This window comes from Paenibacillus sp. 2TAF8 (assembly GCF_052114825.1).
Lineage (GTDB): Bacteria > Bacillota > Bacilli > Paenibacillales > Paenibacillaceae > Paenibacillus.
Window position 1 is genome coordinate 209,121 of record NZ_JBFRFN010000005.1, and the last position, 17,864, is coordinate 226,984.

Below are 17,864 nucleotides of genomic sequence, written 5' to 3' on the forward strand. Positions count from 1 at the left end.
CCCATCTGACAACATTTAGCAGGCGGCACTGAGATTTTACGTATGAAAACATTAACCCCGAAGTGGTTCACGAACGGATCTGAGTCCGCCATGAAACGGTTTAACCCAGGTATGCACGAAGCATCCACATATGTTTCTCCAGATCTGCTTTAAAGCCTGTCAGCATGTCTGCAGTTGGCTGATCTTCAGCCGCATCGGCCATATCAATTCCTTCTTGATACTCATTGGAAAGTGTCGCGAAGTCTTCAATCAGGTTTTGCACCATAGCGTTAGCATCTTCTTTACCGGAAGCTTCCTGAATCGAGGCCATCTCCAGATACTCTTTCATCGTTGCTACCGGGCTGCCTTTCAGTGTAAGCAGACGCTCAGCGATTTCATCCATTTGAACGGTGATTTCGTTATAAAATTCTTCAAATTTTACATGCAGTGTGAAGAAGTTCGGGCCTTTTACGTACCAGTGATAGTTATGGATTTTGACATACAGTACGTTCAGGTTAGCCACCTGACGATTAAGTACTTGTTCAACGGATTTCGCTTGATCTGTTTTGTTTTTTGTAGCCATATTAATCCCATCCTTTAAATTAAAATTTTAGCTGTCCAGCATCATTTCAGGTGACCCTGCGTGCAAGACAGAGAGTAAATGTTAGAACCCGCTAATTTCGCGGAAGTGTTGTGCGGTGCGGTTTTATTCAACCGTCCGGCCTATTCATTTTTACCCGTGAGCTCGTTCTTCGAATCACAACAACTCAGGCTTGTCTCAAAAAAAAGTTCAAAAACCACGCTTTATCCGATATACTGTCATAAACCAAGCAAAGAAGTGGGTTTTCCTGTTTCTTCATATATATGGAGGTGGCATCTTTGACTCAATATCATCCTTTAACCCCACAAGAAGCGATTGAATTAGCCAAAACTTTACCGGGTCCATTTGCGGCAGATGCGAATTTGGATTGTCACGAGATTGGGGACGGCAAYCTGAACCTCGTTTTCCATATCACAGATCAGAACTCCGATAAAAGTATCATTATCAAACAGGCGCTTCCTTATGCGAAAGTGGTTGGCGAATCCTGGCCTCTTTCCCTTGTACGTGCTCGCATTGAACGTGAAATATTACAGGAGGAGTATCGTCTGTGCCCAGGGATGGTGCCCGAGGTGTATCATTATGATGATAATCTTGCATTAACGGTTATGGAGGATTTAAGTGACCACGTTATTATGCGTAAAGGTCTGATTGACGGCGCCTCCTACCCTCTTTTTGCCCAGCACATTGGGGAGTTTATGGCGAGAACCCTCTTCTTCACTTCCGACCTCGGCATGAATCAACAACAGAAGAAAGAACAGCAGGGACGATTCGTCAACCCTGACCAATGTAAAATAACAGAAGACCTGATCTTTGATGAACCGTATCGCATTGCACAAAATAACAACTATGAAGCAGCGATCGAGGATGAAGCTGAAGCGCTTCGTACGGACGAAGTACTGCATTTGGAGATTGCCCTACTCAGGGAAAAATTTCTGACCCATGGGCAAGCACTTCTTCACGGCGACTTGCATACAGGCAGCATTTTTGTCACACCTGAGTCGACCAAAGTCATTGATCCCGAGTTTGCTTTCTATGGGCCGATGGGTTTTGACGTAGGCGCCGTGCTGGCGAACCTGTTGCTTCATTATGTTTCGCTGTCTGGCCGTTTTCAGGATCAGTCCACAAGGAATACACGTGAAAAAGAGTTGCTGGACATGGTACGTGATGTCTGGACTGAATTCGATACTCGTTTCCGTGCACTGTGGAGTACCGATCTCATTGACCCAATGGCAAAAACGCCGGGTTATCAAAATATGTATGTACAGCAACTATTCCGAGATACGATTGGTTTCACTGGAGCGAAAATGGTACGCCGCATCGTGGGACTTGCCCACGTCGCTGATATCGATACCCTTACGGACGCTGCTGAACGTGAACGTGCACAACGCAAGGCACTGGCAGTTGGTAAAGCGCTCATTAAGAACAATCGTCAAATAAACTCAATCGGAGAAGTGCTTGATCTGGTATCTTCTACACTCACTGCAGTTAAAGTCTAACATTATTGATCGGAGGAACATCCATGACAACCCCTGAACATCAGCCTCTGTCTTCGCTAAATTGGAAAAAGGACAAGCTTGAAATGCTCGATCAGCGTCTACTGCCCGAAACGATTCTGATGCTGAAACTGTACACCCCTGAGGAAGTATGGGAATCCATCCATTCCATGAAAGTACGCGGCGCGCCTGCCATTGGTATCGCAGCAGCCTTCGGTGTGGTGCTCGGAGCCAAAGCTTACGATGGCATCGCCATTCAAGGTTGGCTCGATCATGTGAAATCTGTCTGTGCACATCTGGCGACATCACGTCCAACAGCGGTTAATCTATTCTGGGCGCTAGATCGCATGATGCAAAAAGCTAACCAAGTGGTAGAAGCTGGCCTGAGTCTGGATGAAAGCACAGATGCGCTTGAAGCAGAGGCGTTGTTAATTCAGAAAGAAGATGAAGAAGTGTGTCGCATGATCGGGGAGCATGCCCTGCCTCTGTTCGAGGATGGTATGGGAGTGTTGACTCACTGTAATGCGGGTGGCCTGGCTACAGCCAAATATGGTACGGCAACTGCTCCGATGTATCTCGCTCAGGAGCGCGGCATGCATCTGAAGGTATTTGCTGACGAGACACGCCCCGTTCTGCAAGGTGCCCGGCTGACAGCATTTGAGTTGCAGCAAGCGGGAATTGATGTAACGTTGCTGTGTGATAACATGGCTGGCATGGTCATGTCCAAAGGGTGGATACAGGCTGTCATCGTTGGCACAGATCGCGTAGCAGCTAATGGTGATGTTGCCAACAAAATTGGTACGTACAGCCTCGCTGTGCTGGCCAAGGCACACAACATTCCTTTTTATGTTGCAAGTCCACTATCAACCATTGATTTATCCACAGCGTCCGGCGATCTGATTCCAATCGAAGAGCGTGCTGCTGAGGAAGTAACAGAAGGATTTGGGAAGCGTACTGCACCACAAGGAGTGAAAGTATTTAACCCGGCTTTTGACGTAACTCCTAACGAATACGTCACTGCCATAATCACGGAAAAAGGTATTGTTCGTGCACCTTTCCAGGATAACCTCGCGGCTTTATTTGCGAAATAAGACCAGAGAAGCTTGAACAACTACTGTAGATAACTTTACAAAAGAGACTACCGGGAAATATCTAATTAACTTGTAAAATAACGCAAGCGGAGATACTTAGACCAGCAAAGTCTTAATGGCTCGGTATATTCAGGGAAAAGGGACAAGAAGGATTGCATCCAACTTCGTCCCTTTTTTCTATTTCTGTCGTGTGCGATAGCTCCGGCACTTGCTTCAGATCATTTTTAACAATGCTTCTACCCCCGTCATGCCCGTAGTGATCCCCATCGCCTCTGCCTCGGTCGTCACCGATTCCATTGGTGCATGAAGAAGTTGCTCCAGTGTTCGCACACCTACGGCCCGTGCTGCCACAATCTTGCGATCACCTAGCTTCTCATTCAATAAACCCACATCAAGAGCGCCGCACATGATATATCCTTTGGATGTATTAATCGTTAACAGTGTCGTTTTGGGAAGTTTCACTTCGACCCCAACAAGCACATGTTCTCCCACCACAATCGGCTCCATTGTCACCATAATCTCACGATCCACCTCCTCTTCAACAGATCACGATAATTGTATGCCTTTTGATGAATCACCGTGTGGACACCTGCCGTGAAATTAGAAAAGTTGTGAGCATGAGTTATAGAACGCCTCAGGCGAACATAAGAACAGAAAAACAAAGAGCAAGTCCATGTTTCAAAATCTAGCTTCTCTAAGCCTTTGGCACTATGATTTCTATCATATTAGTGCTATAGTATATTAGAGTACATACGTGCTTACACATTATTTAACGGGGCTGGGATGAATGAAACAAACCTTATCCAATCAAGATGACGTCGGCTATTTATTTAATGTCGATATACTAATTAAGAGCCGTTCAAATGCATTGGCACTGCAGTCCCTGATCGCGTTCATAAACAATGAAGAACAAATTGCGGACTTTCGGATTCACTCCGGAATTGAGCTTGGTCATATCATTGAAGCTATGACTCAGACTACGACAAATACTACTGACTCTAATCAAAATTTCATGGAGTCACTACAACCATCTAACGAAGAGTTAACCTCCAGCAAGTCAGACCAGATCGTTGGTTCGGCTTCGTCCAAAACAAAAACACAAGAAACAGTTGATAAGGAATCCGCTCCAAAAGTGGATAAGAAAAAATCTACTGCTGACACTTCCCATGTTGCTGATTCGAATTCGTTCGATGCCTGGATTGAATCCTTAATTAAAGAAAATCGCCTCACCCGAATTGTCGTAAACAACAAACATGGCAAACATCAAAGCATTCCTTGTCGAATACTTAATTTTGACCGGGATACCAATGTGGTTAGCATTTACCATGTGGATGAAAAACAAGTTTACACATTCCGAACTAACGAAATTGATGAGTTCTTACTCTAAGCCTACAGATGTAAACAAATACTTAACACGAACTTCATTCGAACTAAATTTTCACCACAACGTTCACAAAAAAAAGCAACCTGATCTGGAATGCGAGAAACATTCGGGCACAGGTTGCTTTTATTATATGATTATTCCTGTAACAAAGATATTAAAAATCCTTCTTGCCTCTTTGCCAGACATCCATTGCAAACAGCAGCCAACCAGCAATAAAAGCTACGCCCCCAATTGGTGTGATGGCTCCTAAAATTTTGATACCCGATATGCTAAGTATGTACAGGCTTCCCGAAAAAATGATGATACCTGCAAACAGCAAACGTGCTGCCCATTTTAGCTTCGTTGATGTGCCTAGCTGCCCAGCGGTTAATCCAACAATAAGCAAAGCCAGCGCATGAATCATGTGATACTGTACGCCTGTTTCGTAAGTAGCAATTGCACTAGCACCAATTTTGTCCTTAAGCATGTGTGCACCGAAAGCACCAATCGCTACCGACAGCATCGTTAATATGGCTCCAAGCATCATCCATCTTCGTTGCATATCCATTCTCTCCCTTGATTCGTTTCAAACTCCTTGACTCCATATATTGTAGCGAATTCAAGCTATAAAGTAAAAGAAATGCCTTTTGAATATTTGCTTCGGAATCGCTGGACACTGTACAGGGTAGTAAACATTTAGTATCCTAATAACTTATGATATTTTTGAAGGAGGCGACAAGTCCTGATGGATCATTACAATTCACAAAACTCAAGCAACCATAACTCATCATCACCTTCTAACAACTCGAATCCCTATAACACGAATGACGATGGCTACACATTTCCACCAGAATCAGCAGAACCATCTACAGTAAATCTGAAGCATTCGGGACCGGGAATATCCAGTTTCATTGTTGGGCTCGTCGGGCTACTGGGGCATATCGTGACATTTGTATTGCTTTCCCTCGCACTGAACAACACGATGGAACTTCTGGGGTCATCCATCAGCCGAGAAGAACTTGCTATCCATCCGGCAGTAGTCTTGGGTTCATTAGCTTTTCTCGTCTGTATAATCCTTAATTTTTTCGGAGCTATTCTTGGTATTATTGGATTGGTGCTCAAAAATCGCAGAAAAGTCTTTGCCATCGTTGGTACAATTTTGAACGGGATTCTTATTTTGTTGTTCGCAGTACTTTTACTTGGCGGAATATACTTGACCTAATGCTTCCCATGAGAGTCACGGTTCTTTATAATTAAACTTAGGCGGTTTATACTTTGCCCCGTTATACTTAACATATGAATGACCAAATATTTGAATTCTAAAGGAGATCGACATGCCAAGAATCAAAATTTTTGCGGACAGCACCAGTGATCTGGCTCCGGAGTGGATCCAGCAGTATGAAATCGGCATCATTCCTTTGTATGTGGTGTTTGGTGAAGAATCCCTGAAAGACGGAGAAGAGATCAAACCAGAGCAATTATATGAACGTGTAAGTCTCCATGGTTCACTGCCCAAAACAGCAGCACCTTCACCCGCTGATTTCATAACCGCATTTCAACCTTACATAGAACAAGGCGACGATATCTTTTATATCTCCTTATCTTCTGAGCTTTCTTCCACCTATCAGAACGCTCTTCTCGCCAGTTCTGAATTCCCGGAGGGACGTATTTCCGTAGTTGATTCCAAAAACCTCTCCTCAGGCATTGGATTGATGGTTATGAAAGCTGTGTACGCAGCAGAACAGGGGCAAACTCTGGCCCAGATTACTCAGCAGATTGAAGCCATGAAACCAACGGTGCGCACAGAGTTTGTTATTGATACACTGGAATACTTATATAAAGGCGGTCGCTGCTCCGGTATGCAAAATCTGATCGGCAGCCTGCTTAAAATCCGTCCCGTTATTCGCGTAACCGATGGTAAGATGTCACCGGCCTACAAAGTACGCGGTAAACGAGAAAAGGCATTGGAACAAATGTTGCAAAATACACTCAGCAACAAAGAACAGATCGATAAGGATTTAATGATCGTCGTTCATACCATGGCTGAGGAAGATGCAATAAACCTGAAAAAGACGCTGCAGGAGCAAACCGGAGCACGCGTAGAATTAACTACGGCGGGTTGTGTCGTTTGCAGTCACTGCGGTCCCAAAACGACTGGAATCATCTATAACATCATCCACTAGGATGAATGAAAATAGCACAAAAAGGGCATGCTTAGCAGAATTACCAGGCATGCCCTTTACTATTACAAACGAGATTATACGAATTAGGGCCTGTCTTGAAACCGACTGAAGTGCATCTATTACCGCATTTTCGGCCCCTGCTGTGTCCCTCTCCCTCGACGTGCACCTGCACGCCTGCGAAAACAACTTTCTGGTTTGGAACGAAAATTCAGCAGAATCTGCTTTCTTCAGCGTTTCAGACATATCCTAATTTCTTCGAAATTCACGTTAGTTAATCCCACCTTATCCTAAGCCAATGCATCTAATTCTACAGCATTTGTCTAAGCTTGGATTAATATGTTTTCGTTTTTAATTCGTCCAGACTTTTGAAAACATATCCTTGCTTTCGCGCTTCATCAATGATGCCTGCAAGTGCCTCCGTATTGTCTTTAGACACGGAATGCAATAAAATTACTGCTCCAGGATGTAGCTGTTTCTGCACCTGCTGATGAGCATATTGCGCCCCGCGCTGTACATTGGTGTCCCAATCTTTATACGCTACAGACCAGAACACATTGACATATCCCTGCGCATAACTCTCAGCAAGTGTACGATTGTTGAAAATACCGCGAGGGGGACGCAAAAAGGTAGCTTGTTGCCCAGTGAGACGTTGCACCTCGGATTTCACTTTTTCCAGTTCCTCTTTAATTTGAGTGTTCGAAATTCGAGTCATGTCAGGATGACTCCACGAATGATTTCCCACAATGTGCCCTTCGGCAGCCATACGTTTGACAAGATCCGGCTGATCTTTCAAATAATGTCCTGTAACAAAGAAAGCTGCTGGCACCTTCTTCGTGCGTAGCACGTCCAAAATTGCAGGTGTGAACCCATTCTCATAGCCATTATCAAAAGTCAGATAAAGTTCTTTTTGTTTGGTATCCCCCAAAAAGATGGCATGATTATGCTCCAGTATAGATTTAAAACCTTCCTGATCGATGGAAGGCAGTTCGCCGTTCTGACTTTTCTTAAATCCAAAATGATATGCTCCGTTAATGGGAGATGCTTCTGCCTGTGATGTCAGCATGCTAATTGTTAACAAGCCGAGCAGCAGATATAGCACCATTCGCTTCATGTTATCCGCTCCTGTTCCTGAATATTCGGTTTGTCTCATGGTCTACAAACACCTTCAGGTAATATTCCACAGGAGCGTCGATTTTATGTAATCATTAGCGCTATAGCCGTTTATTCTCGCGTGTATTTGAGGTTGGTTGATGGAAAAGCTCAAGTAAAGTCTGAGGTTTACCACTGGTTGCCAGCCAATCTTTTACCGTCTGGATTGCGCGAGTTTGACCGTCCCCCTGATCTCTCCAGGTTAGAAGTTCTATCACTTTGATGATGAGTGCGGACATATTATGGTTGTCCTTTTCAGAGCGCTCAGCACGCAACTTATGATACAAAGCCTCCTGTTCCCAATCCAGTAAAATTTCATCTCCGATCGTCGGTTTCATGAGTGTGTAAGCCCGATTGCAGCCTTCGCAGCGAACCGTATTGACTTGCTGCTGCATAAAATAGGTGTTCACTTCCTGACCGCAATCAGGGCATTTGAAACCTACTTGAATATGTTGAATGTTGTCACTCATGATATTTGTCCTCCTGCTCTCTATGTATAACATCTATACCCGATATACATAAGGTTCACGCTGCTTTTTCAGAGAATTTTCATGAGCTATAATCTAGCAAATATGTTAAAATATTATACATATGATTAGATGAAAAGAGGTGGGGTAACATGTCGAAGGAAGAGCGTAATATTACTTGGCAAGCATCGAGTCTAAATCGGCAGGATCGGGAGAATAACAACGGACATCGCAGTCGCACAATATGGTTTACAGGTTTATCCGGGGCGGGCAAATCCTCTATTGCCTTTGCACTAGAGAGATATTTGCATGAACATGGTGTTCGCTGTTATGTACTTGACGGTGATAACGTACGGCATGGATTGAATCGAGATCTTGGTTTTACTGCAGCTGACAGACAGGAGAACTTGCGGCGTATCGGAGAAGTATGCAAGTTGATGGTAGACGCGGGACTGCTTGTGCTTTCGGCATTTATTTCCCCCCACGCTGAGGACCGGGAGATGGTTCGGCAACTGTTTGAACCGGAGGACTTCGTTGAAATCTATGTCCGTTGTTCCATTGAAGAATGTGAGCGGCGTGATCCCAAGGGACTTTACAAAAAAGCTCGCAAAGGTGAAATCCCTCATTTTACCGGCATCTCTGCCCCCTATGATATTCCAACGTCCCCTTCATTTATCATAGATACAGAACAATACAGCATTGAGGAAGCCATCCAGGAGATTGTAGAGCATCTGCAACAGATTGGTGCTTTAGTTCTTCCTTCACACCTAAATCAGCGTTAACTTATGAATACATTCAATTCTAAGTTGAACTATTCTTTACACCTTTCTTTTGTTCAACTTATATAGCAAAATGACATATGAAAGGCGTCCCTCCGCGGCACGCCTTTTTCAACCCTACTCCGTTCTAACAACCCTTTTCTATTAATCCGCTCTATAAACGTACAACTTTCAGTTTACTGTCCGGCTGCGCCAGCTTGCATATGAAGCAGTTTGCTGAATGTGCCTGCCGAATCCATAGATAATTGCTGATAACCACCCTCTTGGATGACACGCCCTTCTTCCAAGACGATTACACGGTCTGCCGTTCGAATGGTAGATAATCGATGTGCAATGACAATAATGGTGACATGCCCTTTCAATTGTTCGAGCGCTTCATGGATATGCTGTTCATTTTCACTGTCCAGTGCACTTGTTGCTTCATCCAGTACGAGCACAGAAGGATTACGAAGCATGGTTCGAGCCAAAACCAGGCGCTGACGTTCACCACCCGACAAGCGTATCCCACGGTCGCCTATAACGGTATCCAAACCTTGGGGAAGCCTGCGAACGAATGAAGCGGAGGAGGAAAATTGAAGTGCACGCCACATCTGTTCTTCACTTGCGTTTGGATCAACCAGACGTAAGTTTTCACGAATGCTTGTATGGAACAAAAAAGGATCTTGCGACACATAACCGATCGAACTTCTCCAGTTCAATAACTGTTCCTCATTCAAAGGTTTTCCGTCGATCAAGATACGACCATCCTCAGGCTTCACCAAACCCATGATAAGATCAATAAGTGTGCTTTTCCCCGCCCCGGACTTCCCTACAATAGCAGTCATGCCTTGAGCTGGAATAGACGCTTGCACGTTCTTTAATGCATACGTGTCACTTCCCTCGTAACGGTAATTCACGTTTTCACAGACGATATCGCGAACTAGATCCATGGATACCACAGGCTGAGCAGCAACAGATACAGAACTATGGGGCATTTGTCCCCATGAATCCTTTTCACTAATCTCACGGCTTTTTTCCGTCTGTATCTGCAACTCTCTCACCATCCGAAATGCAGGCAGCATCGAGCTGATATACTCCAGATTGGACTGAATTGCAGTAAATCTCGGCCATAATCGTGAAAAAATTAAAATAATCAAAAGCAGGCTGGCCGGAGGCACCGACATCACTTGTAGAGAAAGATAGATAAACGCCGCGATAATCAACGCCGCAGACACCCGATGTATGAGCTGTGTACCCGTGTTTAGTTGACTGAACTGCACCACATTACGCTCAATCTGCCTACACATGCGGTCAAACCAGCGAATATGTGAATTTTCCAGCATATTACTTTTGATGTCCTTAATCCCGTTAAAGTGCTCGGTGATCCCGTAATAGTAGCTTTGCGAGAATTCCGAAGTCTGATCCCCAATCTGTTTGGCACGTTTAACGAACTTTCTTAACAGTACGAATAATAACAAACCACTGACAAGTACAAGTGCTGTCAACTTGGCGGATAACCAGAAAGCCAGGCCGATCTGAATCCCCGTAAAAATGAGAGAAGCTGCCATTTGCAACATCAGACTTGTTCCCTGACTAACACGCGCGAGCTCTGTCGTTAATATATGGTTAAAATCGGATTTTCGTTTTTGGAGAAAAAAAGACCACTGTGCTCTAAGGATCGAACTATAGGTTTCCAGGCGCAGCGTTCGTACGAATTGCTGCTGAATACGGGTACTACGGATTGTCTGAAGGCGCTGCATCCACGCCTGTCCAGAGACGATAAGTACAAAAGCGGACAGAACAAGAATCAATTGACCTTTTTCCGGGAATTGACGGAGTGCCTCGGTTAACCAGGGTATATGTATGCCTGACGTTCCCATCTCAAAAACACCGATTAAACTAAGCATAGGAACGAGCATGTAGATGCCGATTCCTTCCATTAGACCGATACAGATCATAGCCAGCAGATTCCAATATAAAATGGGTCCGGCAACCTGATGAAGTTTTCTCATAAAATATTTTAATTCAGAAATCATACTTTTCCCCTCTCTGTCATCGAGCTTCGTTTGAAACGCCGCCAGAACCAGAGAAACGGACGTAACGGAAAATATAGAAAAAACAAAGGACGTGGAAGCGGCAGTTGATGCACGTCCCAGGTACTAGGATATAAACGTTCAATAAAGAAAAACCATTTCTGCTTGGGACTTYGAAGGGCAAACAAATAGGATCGATAGTTGTGCAGTTCTTCCGGACTGTTCAGCATATCATTCATAAACAGCGCACCTTCTCTTRCTAATCGTTTTCCCGCACGATCTCGCATAGCCATGATCGATGTGTATGGCTCACTCAGCGGTGTATGCAGCAGATCCGAGGCAAGATGTAATGCCTGCGAACCAATCGATAACCGGCCCTCTGCTTTCAAACGACGCTCTACCTTTTTCATATCCATAGGCATCGTGCGAATCATCTGATCGRTGTCTAGTAACCACCGCAATCTGAACCAACCATGTCTTGCACCATGTGTCACCAGATAAACCCACAAATCTTCTCTTTCCAACATACGTACAGGTGTCTGGGTATATGAGCTGAACCGGCTTCGTTTCCATAACAACTCAAAATCGGTTTCCCGGCCAGAGTCAGGATTAAGCCGCCAATGGACCTCCACTTGAGTCCGCTTTTCGGGATGGATATAACAGATGTGATGTTCCCTCCACTTCCAGCTGCGAACCGTAAGTTCCCTCTCGCCCTCCTTGCGTTGATAACCGAGATCCGCGAGAATGCGTTCCGCCGTCTCGACCTCTTGAACTGGAATCAGAATGTCCAGATCTTTGGACGTTCGCATGGACACATCACCATAAAGATCATGCGCCAGAGCAGGTCCTTTCAAAGTAATCGTACGAATGCCCCGCTCCCGAAATGCTCCGCACACTTGCTCCATCTCGGCCGTTAAATGCAACATACGGAAGGTATTAGTCGTATACTGCTGCTTCAAACTCATCATCACTGCCTCCGGAACATACGGAAGGTCCATGTTCTTTAATTTCATATAAATGACGGAATACAAACGATGGTGATACACAAGCTGTACAAAAAGAGACCAGTTGATATCGCGCATCTGGCTCGCAATCTCCTTGGAAGTTAGATCTGTAAGATCACCTCTAAGCATACTCAAGATCAGCTTGAGTTCCCTCGGAAACCCTTTTGAATACCATTCCGTTTCATGAGTCATAGACAATCTCTCCAGATCCCTTCTCAGGACATCGATTGCCAAACACGCCGACCACCGTATATTGGTCCATCGTATCTGCTCCTGTCACGATCAGCTTCCCGCTCCGCAGCCAGGCGTGTGCCATCAGTTGTCCTTGCTTATTCCGTGCAGTGCCCATATATAACGTACTCGCGATATTACGCCGTTCCAGCATTTTCATAGCAGCTATGGCCATGACGAGGCATTGACTTTCCCATAATGTATACTTGCTGGCAAGCATAAGCGCTCTCGATATGTTCCTTATTTCAACCACTTGATTGCGATTCAGTCCAGTAACTGGCGTCTCAACCATGGGCGTACCCAGCCTCGGAGCAATTTTGGCAAATGGTCTTGCCTTCTGGATACGTGCCCATCCCAGCAAGATATAAGACTCCCATATCAAACGCCGCATCGTACCCGAGAGTGAGAAATATGCCCTTACTTTACCAAGCAGCATCGTCCTACACTCCGCGGGAAATATCGATTAAACCTTCACGTAAAAGGTGCTCCAAAAAAGGCACAACCTGTTCGCGGCATTGATCCGGATCAACGTTATACTCTGAAGCAAGAGTCTCGATCAGTTCGTCCAGCGTTCTCTGCTCCGTAATCATTTCCCATATCCGTCCGCCTGTGCTGCCCAGGTTGTAATATTTGCCGGAACTGATGCTCATCATTACCTTTTCACCGCCCATATCACTGACCAAATTGCCCTCCTTCCGGGTTACTACATCCTTTGCATGAATGGGTGTAATGGCTGTCATATTTCTGTATGCACTCCTTTGCGTATATGTTCGAAGATCTGATCCACCATTGCAAACGCCGTGAAATTTGAACCGGTTCGCCTTATTCTACTGATCTCCACACTGGCTGAGAGTTTTGAAGCTGTTTCGAACAGCCATTGGGCAAGTCCCTGACGCATCACCAGTCCAACACGAAAAGTATGAGAGCAGAGCAAGTGAAGACGTTCAAGTCCGCTAACCGCTTCCAGTTGCACAGGCCCGGGTTCGTGGTCCGGTTGTGGTACAAGCTCATATATGCCTGCGAGTGGTACAGCTCTCTCGTGAAAATAGTGTTGAGCCGGTATGGCATACTTCGTAATTTCAGCATGCACGGTTGCATAATCCTGCTGTTTCATACCGAAACCGTCCAGACTGGGTTGCCATAATTTCTGCTGGGGATATCCAGGGGACACGATGGCCCTTCCTCCAGCATCCCAGGTCAAGGCAACTACATCATCAGTGAGAAGAGGGTACCCGCGTGATGCCAGTGCCGCTGACAACGTGGACTTTCCTGCTCCAGAATAACCGACGAATACGTACGCCCAACCATTAATCACAACTGCACTACCGTGCAATGGAAGAATGCCACGTTGCATCATAATTATGGACATGCATGTTCCGAGGATAAACAACCGGACTTTTTTCTCATCGGCTCCAGATACCGGAGAAACAACGATCCTTTGCCCGTGCTCCATTAAAAACAGACCTGTTTCTTCGATTCTGAAAAAAAGACAACCATCACGCGCCACAAAGTTGTCGCTGCCAACATCCCATTTCTCCCATAACCCTGCCAGATCAAATGACTCGATCTGTACATCAACTACATCCTGCTGCGTTTCGGCAGTCAGAGCTACACGCTGCAACTCAGGCATCGGAATCTGACTCAACCAGCGTAAACCATATGCTTCATAGTACAAAGGCAACAATAAGGGCGCCTCCTTCATTTATAGATATGAAAAAAGCCCTGATATTCACAAGCTCAATATTAGGGCGGAGGCGAAAAAGCTGGATTGGTTGCATTTCCGCCCTTTAAGTATGAACTAGCTGGGGAAACTAAAAGATTAAGACGTTGGATCGTACATATCGGCATCGTGGACGGTAATCCAGTCGATTTGTCTGTAACCTACCCCTGCCATTGTTTCATTCACTTCCAACACTTCAAGAACGGGAGCTTGCCATTCCTTTTTTTCGTTTTGCATTGTATTCACCTCCTTTCAAGAGCTCTACACCGTAGATCAAAACTTCTTAATAAAGCGATATACAATCAAACTGTGCATCATTAAACGCAAATCGGGATGGGATGCCAGTTCGGGCTTGGGACTCGGAAAATTAGCGAGAGCTGATTTAATCCGATCCGTGTTTAATATGCCAGCTACCTGACTGTCAGAACACAAGGTTAGCAGTTCCGAGGTAAACGCCTGCCAGTCAGGTAAAATACGATGAAGCCAATCTGCTGGCTGTACTCCCCGCACACGCTGATTGAGCCTTACCTTATCCGGCAATTCCGGTGACGTTGCTCGGCGAATCAGAGAACGATCCGTTCCTTGACGCACATACTGTTCAATGGGTACAGAGAGACAAAATTGGATCACGCGCGGATCACTTGTTGGATCACGTTCCCAAGCCCGGTAACGGAGAGAACACTTGGTGGCGACAGCCCCATTTTTATTCGCGATCGCCAGATTGTTGAACTTGTCGGCTCGCACCTGAAGTGCGTCAGCTCGTGCACCGCCCTGTAGCACCAGAATGGATTTGAGCCGATCCAGCACACCCGTTCTCTGGGCCAAATCCGGATGAATCAGTTGGGCACCTGCTGGCTGTGCTGTCCCCTTGTTTCCTTTGAAAAAGTCCGGGAATGCTTTACGGCCTGTGATCCGGGCGATACGTGAGAATGACATGCCTGTACGTTCGCTGTATTGCTGCATCTCGCGGAACCAGCGGAAATAACGGCCACTTTTCAACAAACTGGCGTAATAATCAAGTGCAGGTCCCCAAGAGATCGTAAAATTACCACGTGCACCTGTCAGCAAAATACCGGCATCCTGCTCACTTGCTTTTTCATAAAATCCACGGATCCAGAATGAATTTTCAAAGTATTTATAAGGCATCTCCATCATGTTCAGCCACGTATCCACTTCACTGAGCGGACTTCGTCCTTCAAAATCAAGATAGTTCTCCGAGATATTGCCTACGTGATTAACGGTAGAACGGATAAATGGTCGCTCGTCTGCGAGTAACGTTTTCGACGTGTAATCCGTAAAATCCGGAACAGGCACGTAGCTGTATGCTTGAAGCTGTTTCCCTTGACTCCGGAGCGTCCCGGAAGCAAAACCCGCAACAGCCCCTGAATCCAGTCCACCACTTAAAGCTGCCGCAACCTGTCTATGCGTCCGTAAGCGAGAACCTACGGCTTGGCTGAACACTTCACGAAAAGCTTCTACATATTCATCATCCGATTTAAGTCGAAGTGGTTCGACATCATCCCAGCGATGATACTGCCTAAGTTCGATCTTTCCGTTTTGAAACGTCAACGTGTGCGCAGAGGGCAGCTGGTTCACTCCGCGATACACCGTGGAATGAATATCAGCTGAATCGTGCATGTCGGGAATGGCCAGAAATTCGGATAACCAATTTTCGTCGATTGCCTTCTGCCCCCCTCCAAGCTCAAGCAATGGCTTCATCAACGTACAGAAGGCAAATCGTGGACCGTCATGTCGGTAATAAAATGCCCGCATGCCCGTGATATCCCTTGCAGCAAACAACATGCGGCGGCGTTCATCCCAGATCGCAAATACAAAGTCCCCAAGTAGATGACCAGCCACACCTTCTCCCCAGCGTTGATACGCTCTCAGAATCAGTTCGCTGTCCGCCAGTCCAGCCAGCTCTGATCGTGAAATCTGCAACTGATCCGCTAGTTGTTCCCGATTATCCAGAATGGCATCTGCGGTGATACTCAATCGACTATCTTCATCATAAAGAGGCAATTTCTCGTTCACAGACTCCAGCGTAATCCACTGGGCATGACAACTGAGGAATGCTTGATCTCCTTTCCATACCCCTGTTGTATCCACCGGGATATGTCCAAGACTCGCATAGAGCCGCCAGCTGTCCTCCCATAGTGCTTGCTGACCATCTGTATGTACGATTCCAGCTATGGCACTCATGACTTTCCTCCCCGAACGATCTTACGCTGGGATGCCCAGGCGCTGATTTGATGACCAAATGGTATCCATGATTTGATACGATGTAATTTACTTTGGGCAGAATCAAGCTGCTTCTTCAAACGTTCCCGCTCCGTGTACCCACGTTCCAGTCGCTGATCTGCTGCTCGAAGAGCTGCTTGCAGCTGTCTGATCGTAGCCACGGCTTCTAGTGCCGGATCAATCTTTGCCGATTCCTGTCCCTCACTGCTTCTCTGGATCGGAGACCGATTATGTGAGCCAACCATCAACGCATTCATTCGGTAATTCGGCTGCCAACGGCACTCCGTAGCCACCGCGAGCTGTTTCCCAAGCCGCTCTAGTACCTCCTGATCCGGCTCCGCCTGAAAGTGGACCCCCGTCCACTGTTCTGCTGCTTGTAACTGTTCACTGTATCCCATCCTATGAAATAGATTCGCTCCGAGTACACGGCAATATAATTCAACTTCCTGTCTTTTGAGTATGTTTTTCCAGTTGTTAACCGAACCTTGATGAGCCTCCTGATGAGATGAAAGGAATGGGTCCCCTACCCCCATACTGTAGAACATGTCAGCTTTCGTACTATGAACAAACTGTCCATAGCGCTCCATGCCTTGTTCATAAGAGATGCCTAGAAAAGTGCATAACTTCTCAAGTTCTTCCTGTGGTCTCATGACGAGTTGCTCGTACTTCAATTCGTAGGCACATGGATGAGCCTCGGCAAAATAATCATTTAATCGAGTTAATCCAAGCGTCAGATCTATGGCTTTCATATTGAGTTTTGAACTATTGAGACTCTGGATCAGATCAAATTTTTCGCCGGTATGGTGATTTACTTTTTTAAAGGATGCCGCTACAGAAAGGGGATTACGCTGAAGATGAATGCGTCTGGACTGCGGAAACAACCGATCCAGCCATTCAAGCATATAATAATAACGCGGAGATTTATCAACGATGAAGTCTGCTCCGCTCCCTTCCAGGAATCCATTATATATTTCAAGAGCAAAGCTTCTGCATGCCTTTTCGAAAACATCTTCGGACACCATCGCTTGATAAAATTGACGGATGATGGAACTGCCACCGTAAGCGCGAGAGTCAGCCTTGGACAAATCGACGAGATTCATCAGAAACCACATCTCTTGCGTGGCAAATATGCGACTATGATTTTGCAACATAACGGTGGATAACGAACTGCCACTGCGGGGAACGCATAATAAAAAGACAAGTCCGTTTCCTTGCGTATCTATCAATGGCAGCCTCTCCTCTGTAAATTTATAAGAATATGCGGTGGGATCGGATCGACCGAATGATCATTACCTTGCTAATGACAGGAAATTTCGACACTCTAGGATACAATATGTATTTATACCTTTACTCTATGATACAAAATGTATCATGTCAATCTTTTATTTTCACCTTTTCATAATTTATTCGCTTGCCCCTGATCTAAGTACGTAACATTGCAAAAAAGCCTCCAGTTCCTGTTATGAGATAAACAGAATCCAGAGACCGAGATAATCAATAAGAGACACGAAACGATTACAATATCAAACCTAATCTAACTAGCCTAACCTA

General features: G+C 45.6%; 19 protein-coding genes. 6 read left to right on the top strand and 13 right to left on the bottom strand.

Annotated elements, in window-relative coordinates; genetic code table 11:
• Positions 1-100: 100 nt before the first annotated feature.
• Positions 101-562, bottom strand: a complete 462-nt coding sequence (locus AB4Z30_RS09810; RefSeq protein WP_441925698.1) for a Dps family protein — start codon at positions 560-562, stop codon at positions 101-103.
• 296 nt (positions 563-858) lie between these two features.
• Between AB4Z30_RS09810 and mtnK the strand changes: the two genes are divergently transcribed.
• Both mtnK and mtnA read left to right on the top strand, forming a co-directional pair.
• Entirely contained in the window at positions 859-2,076 is a 1,218-nt protein-coding gene (gene mtnK, locus AB4Z30_RS09815; protein ID WP_441925700.1) for an S-methyl-5-thioribose kinase, read from the top strand.
• Between the two features lie 23 nt (positions 2,077-2,099).
• Positions 2,100-3,164 carry an S-methyl-5-thioribose-1-phosphate isomerase gene (gene mtnA / locus AB4Z30_RS09820; RefSeq protein WP_441925702.1) on the top strand — a complete coding sequence of 355 codons (1,065 nt, stop codon included), beginning with the start codon at positions 2,100-2,102 and terminating at the stop codon, positions 3,162-3,164.
• Positions 3,165-3,377: 213 nt separating this feature from the next.
• Here mtnA and AB4Z30_RS09825 read toward each other — a convergent pair whose 3' ends face one another.
• Complete coding sequence (locus tag AB4Z30_RS09825) at positions 3,378-3,680, bottom strand: YunC family protein (RefSeq protein WP_441925704.1); 303 nt, start codon at positions 3,678-3,680, stop codon at positions 3,378-3,380.
• A gap of 271 nt (positions 3,681-3,951) precedes the next feature.
• Here AB4Z30_RS09825 and AB4Z30_RS09830 point away from each other — a divergent pair, with 271 nt between their 5' ends.
• Positions 3,952-4,551 carry a hypothetical protein gene (locus AB4Z30_RS09830; protein ID WP_441925706.1) on the top strand — a complete coding sequence of 200 codons (600 nt, stop codon included), beginning with the start codon at positions 3,952-3,954 and terminating at the stop codon, positions 4,549-4,551.
• A 151-nt stretch (positions 4,552-4,702) separates the two neighbouring features.
• Here AB4Z30_RS09830 and AB4Z30_RS09835 read toward each other — a convergent pair whose 3' ends face one another.
• A complete protein-coding gene (locus AB4Z30_RS09835; RefSeq protein ID WP_441925708.1) occupies positions 4,703-5,089 on the bottom strand; it encodes a DUF423 domain-containing protein in 387 nt (128 codons plus the stop codon).
• 183 nt (positions 5,090-5,272) lie between these two features.
• Between AB4Z30_RS09835 and AB4Z30_RS09840 the strand changes: the two genes are divergently transcribed.
• Positions 5,273-5,749 carry a hypothetical protein gene (locus AB4Z30_RS09840; protein ID WP_441925710.1) on the top strand — a complete coding sequence of 159 codons (477 nt, stop codon included), beginning with the start codon at positions 5,273-5,275 and terminating at the stop codon, positions 5,747-5,749.
• A gap of 112 nt (positions 5,750-5,861) precedes the next feature.
• Positions 5,862-6,710, top strand: coding sequence for a DegV family protein (locus tag AB4Z30_RS09845; RefSeq protein WP_441925712.1), 849 nt, complete (start codon positions 5,862-5,864; stop codon positions 6,708-6,710).
• A gap of 331 nt (positions 6,711-7,041) precedes the next feature.
• On the opposite strand, the gene pdaA is transcribed toward AB4Z30_RS09845, so the two are convergent.
• A complete protein-coding gene (gene pdaA, locus AB4Z30_RS09850; protein ID WP_441925714.1) occupies positions 7,042-7,821 on the bottom strand; it encodes a delta-lactam-biosynthetic de-N-acetylase in 780 nt (259 codons plus the stop codon).
• Between the two features lie 100 nt (positions 7,822-7,921).
• Positions 7,922-8,329, bottom strand: a complete 408-nt coding sequence (locus tag AB4Z30_RS09855; RefSeq protein ID WP_441925716.1) for a hypothetical protein — start codon at positions 8,327-8,329, stop codon at positions 7,922-7,924.
• 149 nt (positions 8,330-8,478) lie between these two features.
• Here AB4Z30_RS09855 and cysC point away from each other — a divergent pair, with 149 nt between their 5' ends.
• On the top strand, positions 8,479-9,108 hold the full coding sequence (gene cysC / locus AB4Z30_RS09860; RefSeq protein ID WP_441925718.1) for an adenylyl-sulfate kinase: 630 nt from the start codon (positions 8,479-8,481) through the stop codon (positions 9,106-9,108).
• 173 nt (positions 9,109-9,281) lie between these two features.
• Here the strand turns inward: cysC and AB4Z30_RS09865 are convergent, their stop codons facing one another.
• From AB4Z30_RS09865 to AB4Z30_RS09900, 8 genes are all read right to left on the bottom strand, one after another.
• Positions 9,282-11,120, bottom strand: a complete 1,839-nt coding sequence (locus AB4Z30_RS09865) for an ABC transporter ATP-binding protein (RefSeq protein WP_441925720.1) — start codon at positions 11,118-11,120, stop codon at positions 9,282-9,284.
• Entirely contained in the window at positions 11,117-12,313 is a 1,197-nt protein-coding gene (locus AB4Z30_RS09870; RefSeq protein ID WP_441925722.1) for a nucleotidyltransferase domain-containing protein, read from the bottom strand. The genes AB4Z30_RS09865 and AB4Z30_RS09870 overlap by 4 nt, the downstream gene beginning before the upstream one ends.
• Positions 12,303-12,788 carry a lasso peptide biosynthesis B2 protein gene (locus AB4Z30_RS09875; protein ID WP_441925724.1) on the bottom strand — a complete coding sequence of 162 codons (486 nt, stop codon included), beginning with the start codon at positions 12,786-12,788 and terminating at the stop codon, positions 12,303-12,305. Before AB4Z30_RS09875 ends, AB4Z30_RS09870 begins: the two co-directional genes overlap by 11 nt.
• Positions 12,789-12,792: 4 nt before the next feature.
• Positions 12,793-13,092, bottom strand: coding sequence for a lasso peptide biosynthesis PqqD family chaperone (locus AB4Z30_RS09880; RefSeq protein WP_441925726.1), 300 nt, complete (start codon positions 13,090-13,092; stop codon positions 12,793-12,795).
• Positions 13,089-14,036 carry an aldolase gene (locus AB4Z30_RS09885; RefSeq protein ID WP_441925728.1) on the bottom strand — a complete coding sequence of 316 codons (948 nt, stop codon included), beginning with the start codon at positions 14,034-14,036 and terminating at the stop codon, positions 13,089-13,091. Before AB4Z30_RS09885 ends, AB4Z30_RS09880 begins: the two co-directional genes overlap by 4 nt.
• A 135-nt stretch (positions 14,037-14,171) precedes the next feature.
• A complete protein-coding gene (locus AB4Z30_RS09890; RefSeq protein ID WP_441925730.1) occupies positions 14,172-14,309 on the bottom strand; it encodes a paeninodin family lasso peptide in 138 nt (45 codons plus the stop codon).
• Between the two features lie 36 nt (positions 14,310-14,345).
• Positions 14,346-16,274 carry an asparagine synthase-related protein gene (locus AB4Z30_RS09895; protein ID WP_441925732.1) on the bottom strand — a complete coding sequence of 643 codons (1,929 nt, stop codon included), beginning with the start codon at positions 16,272-16,274 and terminating at the stop codon, positions 14,346-14,348.
• On the bottom strand, positions 16,271-17,539 hold the full coding sequence (locus tag AB4Z30_RS09900; RefSeq protein ID WP_441925734.1) for a sulfotransferase family protein: 1,269 nt from the start codon (positions 17,537-17,539) through the stop codon (positions 16,271-16,273). Before AB4Z30_RS09900 ends, AB4Z30_RS09895 begins: the two co-directional genes overlap by 4 nt.
• Positions 17,540-17,864 lie beyond the last annotated feature (325 nt).